Source organism: Bifidobacterium margollesii, assembly GCF_002860355.1.
Taxonomy (GTDB): domain Bacteria; phylum Actinomycetota; class Actinomycetes; order Actinomycetales; family Bifidobacteriaceae; genus Galliscardovia; species Galliscardovia margollesii.
This window is the reverse complement of sequence record NZ_NMWU01000012.1, coordinates 79,484-97,542: the sequence shown is the minus strand read 5'-3', so window position 1 is coordinate 97,542 and position 18,059 is coordinate 79,484. Positions and strand designations below refer to the sequence as shown.

At 61.9% G+C, this 18,059-nt stretch carries 13 protein-coding genes and 1 pseudogene; 3 read left to right on the top strand and 11 right to left on the bottom strand.

All coding sequences use genetic code 11. The annotated features are described in order from the left end of the window. From Uis1B_RS04480 to Uis1B_RS04455, 6 genes and pseudogenes are all read right to left on the bottom strand, one after another. Positions 1-189: pseudogene (locus Uis1B_RS04480) on the bottom strand (hypothetical protein); the annotation flags it as partial. Between the two features lie 289 nt (positions 190-478). Beyond that, complete coding sequence (locus Uis1B_RS04475) at positions 479-1,288, bottom strand: gluconate 5-dehydrogenase (RefSeq protein ID WP_279324934.1); 810 nt, start codon at positions 1,286-1,288, stop codon at positions 479-481. A 163-nt stretch (positions 1,289-1,451) separates the two neighbouring features. Continuing rightward, a complete protein-coding gene (locus Uis1B_RS04470) occupies positions 1,452-2,246 on the bottom strand; it encodes a carbohydrate-binding protein (protein ID WP_101615993.1) in 795 nt (264 codons plus the stop codon). Positions 2,247-2,387: 141 nt separating this feature from the next. Continuing rightward, positions 2,388-3,422 (bottom strand): LacI family DNA-binding transcriptional regulator, encoded by a 1,035-nt coding sequence (locus tag Uis1B_RS04465; protein ID WP_101615979.1) that lies wholly within the window; start codon positions 3,420-3,422, stop codon positions 2,388-2,390. 235 nt (positions 3,423-3,657) lie between these two features. Next, entirely contained in the window at positions 3,658-4,896 is a 1,239-nt protein-coding gene (locus Uis1B_RS04460; RefSeq protein WP_101615977.1) for an AGE family epimerase/isomerase, read from the bottom strand. 235 nt (positions 4,897-5,131) lie between these two features. Next, on the bottom strand, positions 5,132-5,329 hold the full coding sequence (locus Uis1B_RS04455) for a hypothetical protein (RefSeq protein ID WP_101615975.1): 198 nt from the start codon (positions 5,327-5,329) through the stop codon (positions 5,132-5,134). A gap of 840 nt (positions 5,330-6,169) precedes the next feature. On the opposite strand from Uis1B_RS04455, the gene Uis1B_RS12440 reads away from it, so the two are divergent. Together Uis1B_RS12440 and Uis1B_RS12435 are read left to right on the top strand one after the other, a co-directional pair. Beyond that, positions 6,170-6,295 carry a hypothetical protein gene (locus Uis1B_RS12440; RefSeq protein WP_279324933.1) on the top strand — a complete coding sequence of 42 codons (126 nt, stop codon included), beginning with the start codon at positions 6,170-6,172 and terminating at the stop codon, positions 6,293-6,295. A gap of 240 nt (positions 6,296-6,535) precedes the next feature. Beyond that, positions 6,536-6,661 carry a hypothetical protein gene (locus Uis1B_RS12435; protein ID WP_279324932.1) on the top strand — a complete coding sequence of 42 codons (126 nt, stop codon included), beginning with the start codon at positions 6,536-6,538 and terminating at the stop codon, positions 6,659-6,661. 144 nt (positions 6,662-6,805) lie between these two features. Here Uis1B_RS12435 and Uis1B_RS04450 read toward each other — a convergent pair whose 3' ends face one another. From Uis1B_RS04450 to Uis1B_RS04430, 4 genes are all read right to left on the bottom strand, one after another. Then, complete coding sequence (locus Uis1B_RS04450) at positions 6,806-7,960, bottom strand: glycoside hydrolase family 88 protein (protein ID WP_207763376.1); 1,155 nt, start codon at positions 7,958-7,960, stop codon at positions 6,806-6,808. Positions 7,961-8,192: 232 nt separating this feature from the next. Further along, entirely contained in the window at positions 8,193-9,215 is a 1,023-nt protein-coding gene (locus Uis1B_RS04440) for a sortase (protein WP_165782732.1), read from the bottom strand. 4 nt (positions 9,216-9,219) lie between these two features. After that, positions 9,220-11,739, bottom strand: a complete 2,520-nt coding sequence (locus Uis1B_RS04435) for a prealbumin-like fold domain-containing protein (protein ID WP_165782731.1) — start codon at positions 11,737-11,739, stop codon at positions 9,220-9,222. 84 nt (positions 11,740-11,823) lie between these two features. Then, positions 11,824-15,402 carry a hypothetical protein gene (locus Uis1B_RS04430; protein ID WP_101615970.1) on the bottom strand — a complete coding sequence of 1,193 codons (3,579 nt, stop codon included), beginning with the start codon at positions 15,400-15,402 and terminating at the stop codon, positions 11,824-11,826. 35 nt (positions 15,403-15,437) lie between these two features. Between Uis1B_RS04430 and Uis1B_RS04425 the strand changes: the two genes are divergently transcribed. After that, positions 15,438-15,641, top strand: a complete 204-nt coding sequence (locus tag Uis1B_RS04425; RefSeq protein ID WP_101615969.1) for a hypothetical protein — start codon at positions 15,438-15,440, stop codon at positions 15,639-15,641. A gap of 300 nt (positions 15,642-15,941) precedes the next feature. Here the strand turns inward: Uis1B_RS04425 and dnaG are convergent, their stop codons facing one another. Then, the gene (gene dnaG / locus Uis1B_RS04420) at positions 15,942-18,029 is read right to left on the bottom strand and encodes a DNA primase (protein WP_101615967.1); all 2,088 of its coding nucleotides are present in this window, start codon (positions 18,027-18,029) and stop codon (positions 15,942-15,944) included. Positions 18,030-18,059: the final 30 nt, after the last annotated feature.

Genomic DNA, 18,059 nt, shown 5'->3' with positions numbered 1-18,059 from the left:
CCCGGAGTTGAGCAGCGCGGCGGCGAGCACGCCGTTCTGCACGTAGGTCAGCTGCGCGGCGTCGTCGGCCGCGTACATGCCGTAGTTGTCCACGTCGAAGCCCTTGGCGGCGGCGACCTTGCCCAGGGCCTCGTGGATCAGGCCGTTCTTCGCGGCCTGGCTGTTCTCGTTGATCAAAGCGATGCGCATGATGGTGTTTCCTTTCCGAATCGGTGAGATATGACGGTGTGACGGTTTGCCGGCGTGGGACCGGGGCGTGCGGGCGCGGGGCCTCCCCTCCGGGAGGGGGCGGGCGTGGGGCCGGGGCGAGTTCGGGGCCTCCCCTCAGTCGCCTCCGGCGACGGCTCCCCTCCGGGAGGGGAGCCGGGCGTGGGATGCCGTGGATCATGTGATGCGTGCGTCGTCAAGGCGCGGGGCGCGAAGGCGTATTCGCATACGTCGAGCGCCCCGCAACGCGGACGACGCTCCATCACATGATTCACTGGGGCTGCTTGCCGATGTACGCGAGGATCCCGCCGTCGACGTACAGCACGTGCCCGTTGACGAAGTCGGACGCGTCGGAGGCGAGGAACACGGCCGGGCCCTTGAGGTCGTCCGGGGTGCCCCAGCGGGCCGCGGGGGTCTTCGCCACGATGAACGCGTCGAACGGGTGGCGCGAGCCGTCGGCCTGACGCTCCCTGAGGGGCGCGGTCTGCGGGGTCGCGATGTAGCCGGGCCCGATGCCGTTGCACTGGATGTTGTGCTCGCCGTACTCCGAGCAGATGTTGCGGGTGAGCATCTTGAGCCCGCCCTTGGCCGCGGCGTACGCGGACACGGTCTCGCGGCCCAGCTCGCTCATCATCGAGCAGATGTTGATGATCTTGCCGTGCCCCTTGGCGACCATGCCCGGGATCACGGCCTTGGCGACGATGAACGGGCCGTTGAGGTCGATGTCGACGACCCTGCGGAAGTCCTCCACGCTCATCTCGGTCATCGGGATGCGCTTGATGATGCCCGCGTTGTTCACCAGGATGTCGGGCGTGGTGCCGAAGTCGCGCTCGATGTCCTCGACCAGACCCTGCACCGCGTTCTCGTCGGTGACGTCGGCCACGTAGCCGCGGGCGTCGATGCCGGCTTCCTTGTAGGAGGCGAGTCCCCGGTCGACGGCTTCCCGCGTACGGTCGTTGAACGCGATCCTCGCGCCGGCCTGGGCGAACGCCGAGGCGATGGCGAAGCCGATGCCATAGGAGGCTCCGGTGACCAAGGCCACCTTGCCTTCGAGGGAGAAGCTATTCATGTCGAATGCCATGGAATAATCCTTTCACGAGATGATGCGATCTTCCACAACCACATCAACACCGCCACTATATCATGAAATCGGTTTCAAAATCAACCGGAGAAGCGTTGCTTCAAACACCGTTCAAAACCGCGCAACCATGCAGACACCCTCCGGTCACAATCGAGCGACTACCTCAGATCTCGGAATCCCGACCGTACGCCTCAAGCTGCACCAAGGCCGCCCACGGCGAGGGATCGTCGGATTTCACGAGGTCGCCAAGCTTCACCCACGTCACGCCGCGCTCATCCACCGGGAAACGGTGCGGCTGATCGCTGCGTTCCATGGACAAATCCCGAACGTCCCCGTTGGAGAACGTCAGCCGGGCGCTCACCCACCAGTTGTCATGCGGAAAATCAGCACGGGTGACCAGCACCACCTCGTCGAGGTCCACAGGGCGCCCGAACTCCACGACGATCTCGGCGTCGTCTCGCCCGTCATTGCCCCAAGTGGCGTATGGCCACACGCCGTGCGAATCATTCGCCGTCACGCCATCGATGGCGTTCCGGGCGAAGAACACCGCCTCCCCGCGGGTTTCGGCATTGGCGCGGGCGTGCGGATAGCAGGTCTCGCAATCATGCTGGTCGATCGGATTGACGGCAAGATTGCCGTATGCGAATCGCTCCTCATCAGCCAACGCCCTAATGGAGAGCATATGGCGATCCCCCGCGAACGCCTTGGGGCTGTAAGGAATCCGGGCGTCGCCGAACGGTACCTCATAGGTGAGCCCGGTGCCCTTGAGCAGCACCGAAGCCTCGTCGACGGCATCGTCCACGCGAACACGCCACATATCGCCGGACGTCGGCACGCCGAAGCGTATGCGATCGCCCTCCTCGTATTCGCCATCCCATACCAATACCGCGCGATCGGCCGCTTCGACCGATGCCTTGACTTCGCCCTTGGCGTTTTCGACTGTGATGCTCAGCGTCATCGTCTGACCTTTCATTAATCGATTTCATTTCATATAGTAAATTATGAAACCGATTTCTTAAATAAGGCGTGTCGAATTCCGCTTCACATCGGCCCTGCGGCGATCCGATCAGATCAATCAACCCGTCCGACCCTTTGCCGACTACCCCGCGAACGGACGTGCCGAGTCACGCTCCACGAACTCGCCCCGCACAATCTCCATTCGCGATTCCGGCGGCTCCTGACCGGCGCGTCTGGCCTGAATCTGCTCGTAGAGCAGATCGAACGCCCGCTCCCCCGTCTCGACGAAATTCTGACTGTAGCTGGTGAGCGGAGGGGTCCACAACGGCCCGAAGATGCGGTTATCGAAACCGACCACGCTCACATCCTCCGGCACACGTCGGCCACCCTCCCTCAGGCCCCTGATCACGGCGATGGCGGTTTCATCGTTGCCGGCAAACACCGCAGTCGCGTCGTCAATACGCGCGAGCCTGCGACCGGCCTCCACGGATTCATCAAGATCAGTGGCGGAAACCTCCAGAACCGGAGGCGCGACAATGCCCGCCTCCGCAAGGGCATCACGCCATCCGTTGGTCCGCGTATTATCGCTCGGCCCCTGCGGACGGCCGACGTGATACACCGTACGATGCCCCAGACCAAGCAGATACCGCGTCATCAGATGACCGCCCTCACGCTCCGAATTGATGACCTGATAGCGTCCCTCACCGGCATTGCCCCCGACGATGACCAGCGGAATGTCGTCGGGAATGCACCGCAACGCCTCGGCTCCGGCATGATCGTACTCATACACCACCACACCGGCGGGATTGGATCCAAGCACCATCTGCACGGTCGAACGAACCTCGTCCATCCGATTCTCGCTCAATGTGGTCACACCGAACAGATAGTTTTTGCTCCGCGCCCCGTTCTCGACGCCGATACTGGTCATGTTGGTGGAGAACGTGCCGGAGTTGGTGGCGAACACCATCACCGAATCCATTTCCTTGTTCGCCAGGGCACGCGCCACGACGCTGGGCTTGTACCCCAGCAGTTTGATGGCCTGAGCGATGCGCTCCCGCTTCTCCTCGTTCACCTTGGCGGTGCCGTTGAGATATCGGGATACCGTGGGTGCGGAGACTCCGGCGAGCTTGGCCACGTCCTTGATCACCGGCGTGCTGCGTTGCGCGTTACGGGGCATGATGTCTCCTTCGGAATGCTGACGATGGGTCCCCGCTGGAACGACGATACGATTCGCGGGGACGACGATACGATTCTTCCTACAACCATAGACGCGGCCGCACCGGGCATGAAAACGTTTCATACAGTCGTTTCATCCGGTGCCACCGCGCCGGTATACGTCCGTTGCCGGCCAGCTTCGGCCTACGAGGCGCAACCGCTTACCTGTCCGGTTACTTGTCCGGTTACTTGTCCGGTCACTTGTCCAGAGCGGCCTTCAGCGCCGGCGCCACGGAGACGCTCGGGTCAAGCAGCGGAATGAAGGTGCACTGCAGGGCGTGATACAGATCGGACTTGCCCGGCCACACGGTGCCAATCACATGGTTGTCCTTATCGAGCTGGTGGAACCAGCTGCCCTTCTCATGATCGATCAGGTACTGGTCGATGTACGCCCAGAACTTGGCGTACCAGTCCTTGTACACCTGCTTGCCGGTCACGCGGGCCAGCACGGCGGAGGTGTTCACCGATTCGGCAAGCGTCCAGTGCATGCGGTCGGTGACCACGGGCTCACCTTGCCAGTCGGTGGTGTAGGCCAGTCCGATGGTGCCGTGACGGTTCCAACCATCCTCGAGGGCACGGGCGAACAGGTGCTCGGCCGCATCGACGAGACGCGACTTCTCGGCATCGTCACGCTTGGAGCTCAAGGCGAACTGGGTGATCAGACGGGCCCATTCGATGCCGTGGCCCGGCGTGGCGCCGTACGGCTTGAACTGGTCGTCCGGCTTGTCGCGGTTGCATTCCAGATCAGGAGTCCAATCGGCCGTGAAGTGTTCGGGGATGCGCCAGTCGTTATGGCTCGCCCAGTCCACCACATGGTCCACGATGCGACCGGCACGCTCGCGGTACCGCTCGTCGCCGGTCACATCGGCCACCGCGAGGAACGCCTCCGTGGTGTGCATGTTGGCATTGATGCCGCGATACGGATCGAGCTTGGTGAATTCGGTGTTCCATGTATCGACCGACAGCCCGGTCTCCTCGTCCCAGAACCGCTTGTCGAAGGTTTCCAGAGCCTGATCGAGCAGCTCTCTGGCACCCGGACGGCCGATCAGCGTGGCCGACGCGGAGGCCAGCATCACGAAGGCATGGGTGTAGCAGATCTTATTGGCTGCCGGGGCTCCGTCCCAAGAGATCTCGGGATACCAACCGCCGTTGACGTCGTCATGCAGATGGCCGCGAAGACCTTCGAGGGCCTTGTCCACCAGTTCCTCGGAACCGGGATGACCGTAGATGGCACCCAGGGAATAAACGTGGGCCATGCGGCAGGAGATCCACGTCTGGATGCCGTGCGACGGATCGGGATTGCCTTCGTTGTCCAGCCAGGCCGAGCCGCCTCCGGGAGCGGGGAAGCGATGTCCGAAACCGAGCAGATTTTCGGTTTCCCGCTTCAGTAGTGCGCGATTGGCGTCGGTGCCGTATTCGTATGCGATGTCTGTCATGGTCGTGTGCTCCATCGGTCACTGTGATCGATCACTGTGGTCAATCATGCTGATCAATCATGCTGATCAATCATGCTGATCAATCAGAGTGATCAATCATCTGATCATTGATTTGTATGAACCGTCATTATTATATGAAACCGATTTCAAACAATCAACCGGGACACACGATCCAACCGGAATACACGAAACAACCGGAACGCATAAGGAAAATCACAGCTCACATCACCGGACGTCACGAAGACCTGCGCGGTACGGCCACCGATCCGCGAACCCCCAGTCCCGTCGGCATGACGATGTTCGCACCGGCATGCTCAAGCCCCACCTGCACCGCCATGCGGCCATCATATCGACCATGACCGTCGACCGACAATCCGAACGTCCAAGCGTCCAGCTTTTCGTCCGCATCCCCGCACTCCCTTTTCGTCCGCATCCCCGCACCACCTTTTCGTCCGCACCCCTCCGGAAGAAGATGGACCAGCACGCATTTGATACGAAATGCACACTAGTCCATGAAAAGCCGAAGTCATCGGAACACAGATCCGCATGATTGCAGCATTTCCGAAACCATGAAATCCCGCCAACAATGGATCGGACTGCATTTCGAATTTTTTGCGCCCTGTTCCATTCGAGATTCCCCGCCGCCATCCAAATCCCGCTCCGCTACTTTGCGCCTCATGCCACCGTCCGCGCCCGACATCACCATTTGAACCCCACGCCACCATTCGGCAGCACTTCATCGTTTTGCGCTTGACTCCACCGAAGCCTCAACACACGGCGGTCGGAGATTGAAGCGATCGACAACGAGCCCCCACGCGCGCAATCTCGCACGAAGCCTCCGCCGATAAGGCTGCGCCACAATGTCGCAGCACAGCAACACCATGCCACCGCAACACCACTACACTACGTCGCAGCACCACGGCACTACAGCTCTATGCCACCGCAATGCCACGCCACCACAATGCCGCGCCACCACGCTACGCCACAAAACGCCACAAAACGCCACAAAACAGCATCCGCTTGCGCCATCATCAGCCAGCTTAGGGAGTATCGATCAACCACGATTCTCAGCAGGGAATCCCTTGTCAATCAACACAAAGACCACATTGCCCAAAATGCGACACGCCGACAAAACCCTTGAAAACCTACCAATCGGTAAGTATTTTTGCGGGAGCGCTTGCGCATCGGTGAAACAGGGTCTATGGTTAACAATGTCAGCCAAGGAACAAGGAAAGAATCCGGCTGACGGAAACAACCACCTAAGGAGAACACGATGGACTTCAAGAAGAGCATGATTCGCGGCATGGCCATCTACGGCGCCTCCACGATGATGAACAGCAGCATGGGCAACAAGCAGCTGGTACAGGACGTCATCAATCTGACCAACGAGAACCGCTGAGCAGCAAACACGGATCCTCGCTGAATTCATCGCCGACCCGCGGCGACATGCACAAAAGCGTCAAGAGCAAAAACAACAAGAGCAAAGCAAAACGGCATCCGACCACGACACATACGGCCGCAATGATGCCTGCAGTGAACCACTGCCCGAAACAATCACCGGGCAGCAGACACCGATAAACGGATCAGCACCGCTGATCACACAGAACAACGTCAAGAACGTCAACGTCAAGGAGTAATCATGAACCTCAAGAAGAGCATGCTGCGCGGTCTGGCCCTCTACGGCGCAAGCAACATGACCACAGCCAGCCTGGCCAACAAGCAGATCGCCGAAACCGTCAGCGACATCGTCAACGACGTTCGCTGACCCCTCACCTTTATTGCATCCCTCCGCTCAGTCGATCACCTGAGTTCGGATACGTAAATACGTAGAACGTTGGGCCGTTACGCGAGAAGCATTCGCGTAACGGCCCAACGGTTATTCATATCCGCTCTCAACGGCACACCGGCACTACCACAGTTGAGCGGCCTTGCCATTGAGACGTAGCACCGCCTCAAGGAAGTAGTAGTCCGCGTACATCATCGGCACTTCCCTATCACTATCGTTTTCATAGCAGCCGGAGCACATCTGCACCAGACCGTCGCGCGCGGAATCCCAATCACACCAGTTCTTATCGACGGCCTTGAGCAGACGCACCGCCCAGCGCACGTAGAACGGTCGTTCCAGTTCAGGCACCTGTTCGGCGATCTCTAGCAGACCGCACGCCGTGATCACATTCGCCAGCGCATCCCAGTAGACCGGTTCCGCGGGGGCTCGGAAATCGATCAGGGCTTTGTCGTCATTGAGCGCGACGTTGGCGCAGAAGTAGTTGGCCACGCGCTTGGCCGCGTCGAGATAGCGCTGCTCCCCGCTGTGATGCGCCGCGAGCGCATAGCCGTAGATGGCCCAGGACTGCCCGCGGGTCCATGACGATCCCGACTTGTAGCCTTGGCCTCCGGGATTGTCTCTAAGTTCACCGGTTTCCAGATCAAGGTCGACGATGTGGTTGCAGGAACCGTCCGGACGGACGACCGCCTTGAGCAGGGTATCGGCGTGCATGCGCGCCACGTCGGCGAATCGCGGGTCTCCGGTGACGTCGCTGGCCCAGAACAGGATTTGGATGTTCATCATCGAATCGATGATCGCCCAGCCTTCGGAATTCGGCAGATTCCATGCACGGATGAACCGTCCTGCGGGATTGAAACGTCCGGCGAGCAGGGTTGCGGCGGCGAGGCCACGGTTCTTCGCGCGTTCATCACCGGTGAGTCGATAGTCGGCCACGGCGGACAGCAGCCACATGAATCCGACATCGTGGTGCAGTCCCATGAAGTCGGTGTCGATTACCTTGGTGAGCGTATCCTCCACTTCGCGGGCAGGCTTCTCGTAGTTCTTGTCGCCGGTGGCTTGATACATCTGCCATAGGATTCCCGGCCAGAATCCGTTGGTCCACCACGCGGGATCGCTGACATCCTTGAAATCCCTGTACACACCGTCTTCGGAGATGTACGGAATGTGCGAACCGACGCGATCACGTTCGGCCTTGAATTTGTCGTTCAGCTTGGGCAGCAGCGAGGCGGCCCATTCACGTTCCTCTTCGGTCAACATCTGCGTTATGTCGAACGCCATAATCACCCTCCGTCGGGAAAGACTCCATCCGGTTTATGAAACCGGTTTCAGAAGGTATTCAAGCATATGACACTCGGCTCTGTCAAACCCGACACTCAAATCAGCGCCCGCACACATCGGATCCTGCGGTGCGATGACGACGAATCGGATCGACACCGCGCCGCACGAATCACCGTTCATCGGCCACATCATCCGGCCACCATCGGTCACCAACAGCCACCATCGATCGCCATCATCGCATGGCATGCCGCATCACGATCCGACGCGGAGTGACGATCAGCGCGATGACCACCGCCACACCACCGGTGATCCCCGCGGAAATCCACGGAGCCCACGGATCGGCCTGATCAGGCACCGATCGCTCGTCGACATATGGGACCCGATGCGCCGTGACGATCAGCCGTCTGGTATTAAGGCCGGGCGGATCGCAGGTGTACAGGGTCAGCAGCACCCTGCTGCCGTCAAGCTCGATGGCCCGACGCTCCTCCGCACCTCCCGGTTCCACTCGAATCGTCGATTCCACCTGCCAGGAGACGATTCTTCCGGCAGCCTCAGTGTAAATCAGATCTCCGGATTTCAGTTCACCGAGACGGTAGAACAACATGCGAGCGCCAAGACCCCTATGCGCGGCGATCACCGAATTGCCGGGATCACCCACCGGAAGCGTCGTGCCGTACATGTGTCCGGCCTGCGTCGACAGCATTCCTTCCGCGGTACCGTGGCCCACCGGCAGATTCACACCGATCCGGGGAATTCTGACGGCGGCCATCATCACCCCCTCTCCGAGTTGGGACCGATAATCCGCATCCCGCTCATGGGCGGGGACGTCGGAATCCCGAAGGAATGGGTCGGCGGCCTCGCCCAAAGCCAGCGTGCCATGCTTCAGCAGATTCCGATCGTATTCGGATGCCCTGCGCAAGGCGCGGGTGTCTTCAGCCACAGGACCGGCGACGGCATGGCGAACCGTTTTCGGCATATCGGCAAGACCGATCGTCAGCGGCAGACTGAGAATCAACGCCCCCATGACGATCAGCATGATGCCGATTATGGTGAGACGACCGTGAATCAGCCGGGAAGACGATACGTTATCCATACCACCGATGATGTCGCACCATGACGGATGCCGGATGCCGAGCGAACGGCGTGCGGGGAGAGCGACGGAACCCCCGTCGCTCTCCCCCAGCCGCCGACCTTCCGCAACGGTTCGTCCGATCGGATCGATGGACACGGACTTCGCCGCGGATTCGGACGACATTCGATCAGCCTCGTAAGGCATTACGCCGGACGAGCATCAGTACGCCGCCGATGATGGCCGCGATGCCGGTGACGGCGATCAGACCGAGACCGACCCAGCCGCCGGTTTTGGCGAGCATCACGTTGATCGGCTGGTTCCACAAGGTCAAATCCGTACTCACCCAGTCGGTTTTGTCGTCGGCGTAATACTTGCCGGAACCGTCCGTGCCCGACCAGTACGCATCGGTTGCGGTGATGGTCAGACCCTTGGGAGCGTTGGCCTGGGTGACCGCGAAGTTGAACATCGGTTTAAGCAATGGCACGATGCGATTGTTCCGGCTGATGGTGAGCTTTGATTCGGTCTGATGGTCCGGTGTGATGAAATTCGCAGGATCATCCACGAACTTGGCCGAAATACGCACGTCCTCACTGCTCTTCAGCAACTGATAGTTCTTGGGAGCTTTGGTTTCGGTCAGCGTATAGGTGCCCATATCCAACCCTCGCAGCCGCAACAGCCCATCACGACCGGTGACGACGAGATCGGTGCCGCTTTCCCCCTTCACGGCGAGGCGATAATCCCCGGCCGTGGAGGATGCTCTGACGAGCTTGAGCGCGCCGCCGTTGGTCTTCCCGTCGGCGGGGTTGGCGTTGTCCTTGACGGTGACCTTGAACTCGGCGCCGGCCAGTCCGGTGTTGGACGTGCTGGAGCGCTTGTGAAGGTCGATGTCGTAGGTCCACTGGCGGATGATCACATGCGGGGTGGAGTGGTGGCTTCCGCTGTTCACGTCGTGCGGAGTGTCGGTGTAGTCCAGCCAGTTCTCGTTGTGGGTCATGTTCTGGTGGGCGAGGATCTTCGGCGTGATGGTCGCACTATACCGGATCGCCAGCTGAGAGCCGTACAGCGTCTTCGTTCTGTCGTTGAGCCTGATGTCGCCGTAGTTCTTCACGATCCACTTGCCCAGGCCGACGATCATGTGGGTCTCGTCGTTCGCACCGGATTGCAGGTAGTACCAGGCGTCCGGCTGGCCAGCCTGACCGGTCGCGGTGCCCGCGCCCTTGGCCGCGTACTGCGGGATGCCGGTCACACGGGTCAAGGGGATGGAGACTCTGGGTTTGATCAGGGTTTTGCCGTCGGCCCCGGTGACCTTGTCTCTGGCGAGCGCCTTGCCCTTCGCGTCGTACAGGTTCGCTTCCGGGACGTACAGGTCCACGGTCGGCGTGTCGGTGATCTTCAGGCCCGGCTGCGTGTAGTCGAGCACGCGGTACTCGTAGCTCCACTTGTCGCCGTTGTCCAGAGCCGCCCGATAGGCGGACATGTCCGCGATCCGGTAGCTCACGACATACGGGATCACATCACCCACGTCGGAACCGTTGTCGGCCGCATCCTTGCCTGGATTGACCGTCTCATCACGCTGCTTGGGGATGCTGGGCGGCAGAACCTCCTCGTCGACCACGTTCTTCACCACGATCTCGCCGAGCGTGCCGGTGGTGCCGAGCTTCGTGCGGTCGGACGGCTTGTACCCATCCATGGTGGCCACGTCCTTGTCGTCGGGCCGGGTGGGCACGATCATCGGCTGCGTGGAGCCGACGGTCCATGACGCCGAATGCCCATTCACGTTTCTCCCGCTCCACGTCGTGGTGCCGGCGGTGTCGAGAATCAGATACACGCCCGTGCCCTGGTTTGCCGTCAGGGGTATCGTACAGCTGTCGGCCGCCTTGCAGGTGACCGTCGCACTGTGCGGCTGTGCCTTCACCGCGGTCAACGCCGCCGAATCCTTGACGAGATTGTCGGCGAATTCACGCACCGAACCCGTGTACGCCTTCGCCGGTGAATTGTTGCCCACGCGCTGCGGGCCCGATTCATTCCATCCGAAGCCGAAATACCCCGCATCCTGCCGATTGCCGGGCTGCCCGTTCCCCGCCTGATGCTGTCGGAATCCACCCATCCATGCGATCGGATCCGAACCAGCCTGCGCCCATCCGGGAAGCTTGGCGACATCCGCCACTCCCGTGGTTCTGGCCAGTACGCGGTTCAGGTGTCCTTTCGTCGCCGAAGGCGTTTCCACGGCCACACCGTCGAGCTGTTTGTTGCCGACGGATACGTAGGTGCCGTTCACATACTCGGCGAGCTTGTAGGCGGTGAACTGCCGACCCGTCAGGGAATGCCGGCCTCCCCGCGATGCCGTCGCGGCCTTGATGGTGATGTCGTAGGGCGGTGCCGCATTGGCCGTCGTCGCTCCGGCCGCCAGCCCGGCCACCATGCCGGACGCGGCGATCACGCCCACGGCGGCACGGCGAATCCCGTTCCCACGGCGGCGAGCGCTTCTCGCGTCGGCATGCCGAACGTCCATTCGCCGCCCATCAGTTTGACGCCCATCGGTGGAACGGCCATCGCGCGGTGGAATGCAGACGGGGCGAAGGTGTCCGGTGCTTCGGACCATCCTCACCGATGCGGTTCGAGGGGTGTCCCGCACGTCGAGTTCGGGGGTTTTCGTTGCCGTTCGGGCGTTCGCGGGAACGCCGCTGCGTTGATTGTTGGTGTTCATGGGAGGGTTTCCTTTCCTGATGTTGTGTTCCCAAAATTGATGTCCGGTCGTCGCCTCGCGAATGCGTCGGCGCACGACCTTTGGTCATCGTCGGAATCTGACGATGGCGAAGCCTAGTCCTGCAATGCCCGCGGTCACCACCAGCACGCCGATCATCATCCGAACAGCGTCCACATCCGAGCCGGTGATCGGCGGCGACACGTTGACGCCGACCGGGTCTCCCAGCGTCTGCCGCCAGTGTTCCGGTCTTGCGCCGCGGCCGGAGCCGGGACTGGTGGTCTGCTCGGCCGTTCCCGTGGCCGCGCCCTTGATCAGCCAGGAGGTTTCCTCGGAACTGCCGGTGACGTTCAATGTCACGCCTCGCGAACCGGTGACGTTCGTGACTTTGACCGTCCAGTAGGCGCTGTTCGCCGGCACTCGCATGGGTTCGGGGGCCTTGGATTCCCACACGCGGTAGTATCGCGTCTGGCCGGAGCGGATATGCTGTTCGGCGAATGTTCCGTGCCCCTGGGCATCCAAGGTGATCGTGGAGGTGGGGGCTTCATTCAGCATCGTCGTTCCGTTGGCGTCGCTGGTTTCCCTCATGTGCAGTATGGCTCCGGCAGCCGGATGGTCGGTCATCCAGGCTCCTTGCGAGCCGTTGCCCATGCGGGCGATCTTGGTGACGGACAGTCTCCATCGGGCGAGCTGCTCGGCCTGTTCTCGTCCCGGTCGCCATCCGTCGGTGACCGACGGCCCCATGTCGAGGATGCTTTCGCTGGCGACGTTCAGCGTCTTGGCCCACCCGCGACCGCGGAAGTTCCATGAGTAGGTCACGCGCTGGCCGATCAGGTCGGCTTTGTCGATCCGCCATACATAGGTCACGTATCCGGTGCCGATATGCGTCGCCGATTTCATCGCGGCATCGACGGCGGGATCGTAGAGGATCGTCTGTTTGCCGTCACGGAAGTCCTTCGCTAGGAACTTCAGCGGCGTGACGGTTCCGATCCTTTTGGCGTCTGCGGGAATCGCCGTGCCGTCGTTGCCTTTCGTCGGACTCCAGTACACGTCGGCTCTGGCCAGAACCGTCAGCCCGGTCACCGATTTGGGCAGCGTCACCGTGATGGCGTCCTTGGGCAGGGTGCCGTCCGTTGTGGAGGCGGTGGCGATTTTCGAAGCGATACGGGGCGTCACCGGACCGATGAGGTGCATGCTTTCGGCGCCGTTGAGCTCGCTGGTCTGCCGCCCGTAGTCCTTGAGGCATAGACGGTGGGATCCCGCCACGGCGTTGACGAGCAGCTGGCCGGCCGGGCATTCGTATCCGGCTGTATTCGTCGCTCCGGTGACTGAGACCACCGCGCTGGTGAACCATGCGTCTCCGGTCGGCCATTCATCCAGGCCGACATCGTCCGGAACGAACCTGAATGATTCGGTTCCAGCGGCATTGGCGGTGGACGACGTGCGGTACCCCTTGAACGGTATGAGCTTCGACGCGGTTTTCCCTCCCGCCAGATGCAGGGTGGTTTTCACGACGAATCGCAGATCAGCGTCGAAACGCCCGTCGCCGTCGGCATCCCAGTCGTGGTGGCCGTCCGCCGCGCTTACGGTGAGCGCCACCGCATCGACCAGCGGCGCGGAGCCGCCCGCCGTTCGCAGTGAGGCGTCATGGGAGCTGAATCTCGTGGCAGCGGTGATGTCGTTTTGATTCCAGCCCTGGACCAGACCGTTGACCGCCTGGCTGGTCACCGTCGCGGTCATTTCGCGACTATCCGGCTGCCGTGGCGGCGGTATCGGCTCGGTGTTGTAGCGCTCCGCGGGATCGTTCGCGCCGCTGCTCTGATTGAAGCCGTAATGCACGTATCGTTGCCCCTGCGCACCGTTGGGCACCATGTATGAACGGTATTCGTAGACGGTTGCGGCGTAGCCGGGATCGGACGGCGATACGCGCCGGACGATGGTGTCGTACCACAGGTCGGCGTTGGCCGGCCACTGCGTGGCTCCGCCACCTTGACTGCCGGTGAGGAACTGGAACGTGTAGTCGCGGGTCTGATGGCGGGTGAAGTAGTCGTTGACGATGCGTCGCTGGGCGATGGATTTTTCGGCGCGGCCGTCCTTGTTCGCGTCGATGTTCAACCGTACGTCGATGGTGAAGAAGTCGTCGGTGGGATGGCCGACCCCGAGCGCCTTGATGCTCACCACGTCGCGCAGCACGCTGTTGCGGGCGATCTTCGCGTTCACGCTGTCCTTCCATTGCGGTTTGCCGGACAGAAACGATCCGGCCGAAGCGTATCCGGCGTGGGTGATGATGCTGGGCTTCCACGGCGACATCTCCCATCCGATCAGCGACTGGCCTGCCGAAGCCGGCTGGGCCATGTAGAAGAGCAGGCGCAGTCCGGAGCTGTCGGGGATCGGATTGCTCTTCGACAGGGATATGAGCTTGTTGTAGAAGCCGTCCTTCAGCACCGAACCGGGAATGCCGGCCGTACTGCCGTTGTGGATGGCGGAAAGCGCGTAGTGCACCATCACCAGTCCGGTGTTGCGGTCCGAACCGAAGATGTTGCCCGGACCTTCCGGACCGAAGTAGAACACGGATCGCATTCTGTTGCCCTTGTCCGTACCGTAGTTGTATGACCTCGGATCGTAGCCCGTACCGAGCTCGGGCGTACGGGCGGCGGCCTGCACGCACAGGGCGTGACGCCCGTTGGAGAGGATGAAGTCGCCGGCGGCGAAATCGTTGCCGTTCCACGGGATGCGGCCGATCTCCTTAAGGCTGAGGGCCGCGGCCCGAGTGGATCTCAGGGAGAACATGCCGCGCAGTCTGGAGAACAGTCCCCCTTCGCCGGTCGGAAATCCGTTTCCGGTCTCGTTCGCAGCCGAAGCCGTTCCGTCTCCCCCGGTCGCAGCGAGTTCGGCGGGATCCGAAGCTGCTTCTCCGCAGACCATCGCCATGCCCAGATGATGATCGTTCGGGCTTAAGCCGTCGATTGCGGTTCCGGCCAGCGTGGCAACGCTCATTCCGTGCTGCGGTACGACGAGATACACGCCTTCGGGCACGGAGACGTCGCCCTCTCCGGTGACGACGGCGTCGGCGGACACGCCGGATCGGCGTATTCGTTCGGCCAGCGATGAGTATGCCTGTTCGCGATCACCGATGTTGGTCATATGCCACAGATCGTTCATGGGATCATCCGCAGTCCGCTTGCCGATGCCGGACAGCACTTCGGCCGCGGCTTTTCGCTGCCGCTCGCCGTGGCTGACGATCCGCAACGATTCGAACGGCATGTTCCTCACGTCGCCGGCGACGTCATAGTCGCCCACTCGATACAGTTCGACGCCGACGCCGGTGAGCGTGGTGGAGGCCACCGCTCGTATGGTCAATGACGCCCGTCGCCCCTCATCCGCTGTTCGTGACGCGGCCCCCGTTCGCGGCGACGTCTCCTGTATCGATGTGGAGGGGGCCGGCTCCCCAGCCGGCTTGCCCGAGGAAGGGTTCGCGGCAAACGCCGCGACGCCGCATCCCGCCATCATGGATCCCGTCACCAACAGGCCGATCATGATGCGCAGCGGTCGTTTCCATCCGCCGCCGGGAGCAGCGTCGGATCCGCCTCTCGTGAAGCTGGGACGCCGTCGTTTCCGGGACACGATGCCCGTCAGTCGCTCGATGAGTTCTCCGATCATGTTCATCTCGTTCCTTTGCTCATCCGCACCCTGCGGAACCGATGGCCCGTGGCGGCGTCCGCATCGATGACAGCCCGTACAGGCTGGCGTCGATATCGTTCGGTTCCTTCCGCATCCCACGCCGGATCGGCTATGGGTACGGCCAATCATGGCAACGGCTCGACGTCGATTCCACCGGGGCCGACGAGATTGTGGATAACCGGGAAAAGTTGAAGACGAATGCCGTGAATGTGGAAAACCCGTGACCACGGAATCGTTGTCATGTGGAGAAAACCGGGAAAGATTTCGCGACATGTGGACGGTTTTCCGGCCGTCCACATGTCACCGAGTTCGCCGCAGCCGCACCAGTCCGGACGCACATGTACAGGCACGCCAGCCCGGATATGCCCGTGATCGTACCCGTCCGGCCGGTCGGTCGTACCCATCCGGACATACCCATCCATTCGCATCCGTCCGGCATCGACCGCGGTGTCAATGCCGGTTACGCAACGACGGCGTTCAGGATCGGCTGCCATTCGGCGCGAGCCGTACCGAAGTCACGGAATCTACGCGGCGACGTTGCCGTAGATTTCGGCCTTGAGATTCTTGCGGCTGGTTTCGAGTCCGGTGATCTCGCCGAGCAGTCGGAACTTCTCCTCGCCTTCGGGAAGCTGGTTCATCCGCCGCTTGTCGGCGGCGATGCGACGCATGAATCCCAAATCGAGAATGCGCACCAACAGTTCGGAGGCATACTGGCTCTCCGCTGCTGTGGGGGCCCTGAGCGTCGAACCGGAGCCGTCGGCCTGCGAATCACCGCCGACCACATTGCCCGACTGACCGGAGCCTTGGCCGGATCCGTTGCCGTTCGAAGGCAACGGCAGCGGCATCACCGCGAGTTCGTTCACCACGCCTTCGAGCATGGGTCCCGCCGCCTTCGAAAGGTTATGCAGCCACAACCCCTGGGGAGTGTCGTCCGCAGGGAGCCCTCCCGCGGCTTCGACCGCTTGGAACAGCGAACGGAACACGGGGGTCATGAAATTGCCGGGAACCAGCTGGGAGAACATGGCGGCATTCACGGCCCTAGGCACTTGGATCAGCACCCCCATGAACTGCTGCTCGCAGATGAACACGGCATCGTCGATGCGGTAGTAGCCCTGTGCGATGGCATCGTGACGCTCCAAAGCGCGACGACGGGCCGGATCCACATACGGATCCTCTCCGCGCGAATGTTCTAAGCCACGCGAATCCTCTCGACCCCTTCGGGGGGCGTACGCATCTTCGTCTCGGACGTTCATCCGCCGTCGAGCGGCATTGACCTCGTTGGTCATGATATCGAGATCGACTCCCACCCGTCGCACCGCCTTACGCGCATACAGGTTGACCAGCGAACGGTCGCGGATCTGCGCAATCACCGGGGCCACCGCCTTCACCGCCCCCATCTGCCCGGTGGCGTATGTAGTGTCGAACTGGTCGATGGCGGTGTCGATCACGAAATCGTAGAGCGGCCGGGCATGTTCCACCAGCGTACGCACGGCGGCGTCGCCCCGCTCGATCCGCAGATCGCACGGATCGAGATTGTTATCGGCCACGGCCACGAACGTCTGGGAAAGGAACGCACCGTCAAGGCCGAAGGCATGAAGCGCCGCCTTCTGCCCGGCGGCATCGCCGTCGAAGGTGAACACCACTCGTGACGTCTGGTTCTTCCCCGGTCCGATGAGCTGCAGAGCGCCGAGCTTGTCATCGGAGATCAGCCGCCGCACGATCTTCGCATGTTCTCGGCCGAATGCGGTGCCGCAGGTGGCCACCGCCGTGTCCACGCCGGCCAGATGACAGGCCATCACATCCGTGTATCCCTCGACGACCACGACCTGACGCTTCTTGACGATATTGGCCTTGGCGACGTCAAGACCATACAGCACCTGATTCTTGTGGTACAGGGAGGTGTCGGGGGTGTTGATGTATTTGGCCTGAATCGTGTCATCGTCGAAAAGCTTGCGCGCGCCGAACCCGAGCGTACGGCCCGTGGCGTCGCGGATCGGCCAGGTGACGCGCCCGCGGAAGTAGTCGTAGACGCCGCGCTGCCCCTGACGCGCCAGACCCGCGTCGAGCATCTCCTGCTGGGTGAATCCCTTGCCCGCCAGATGCCGGACGAGATTGTCCCACCCCTGCGGCGCGTACCCGCAGCCGAACCGTTCGCAGTCGGCCTGGGAGAAGTTGCGGCCGGCAAGCAGCTTGCGCGCGGCCAGAGCCTCCTTGCTCATGATCTGGGAGACGAAGAACCGCTGCGCCGCCTCGTTGGCCTCCAGCAGACGGGAGCGCTTGGACCCCTGACGCTGGTCCGGCCGCTGCGAGTCGTAATGCAGCTCGATGTGGTACTTGTCGGCGAGGATCTCCACAGCGTCGGCGAACCCAACGCTTTCGGACTGCTCGACGTATTTGAACACATCGCCGCCCAGCCCGCAGCCGAAGCAATGCCATGCCCCCAGCGCGGGGCGCACCGAGAAGCTCGGGGTCTTTTCGTCATGGAACGGGCACAGGCCCATGTAGGTGCCGGTTCCGGAAGCCTTCAGGGTGACGTCGGCGGATACGATGTCGTACAGATCCGCGACGGCACGCACCTTCTCGATGTCTTCCTTCAAAATCAAACCAGGCATATCGCTACCATACATGCGTTCAGCGAATTA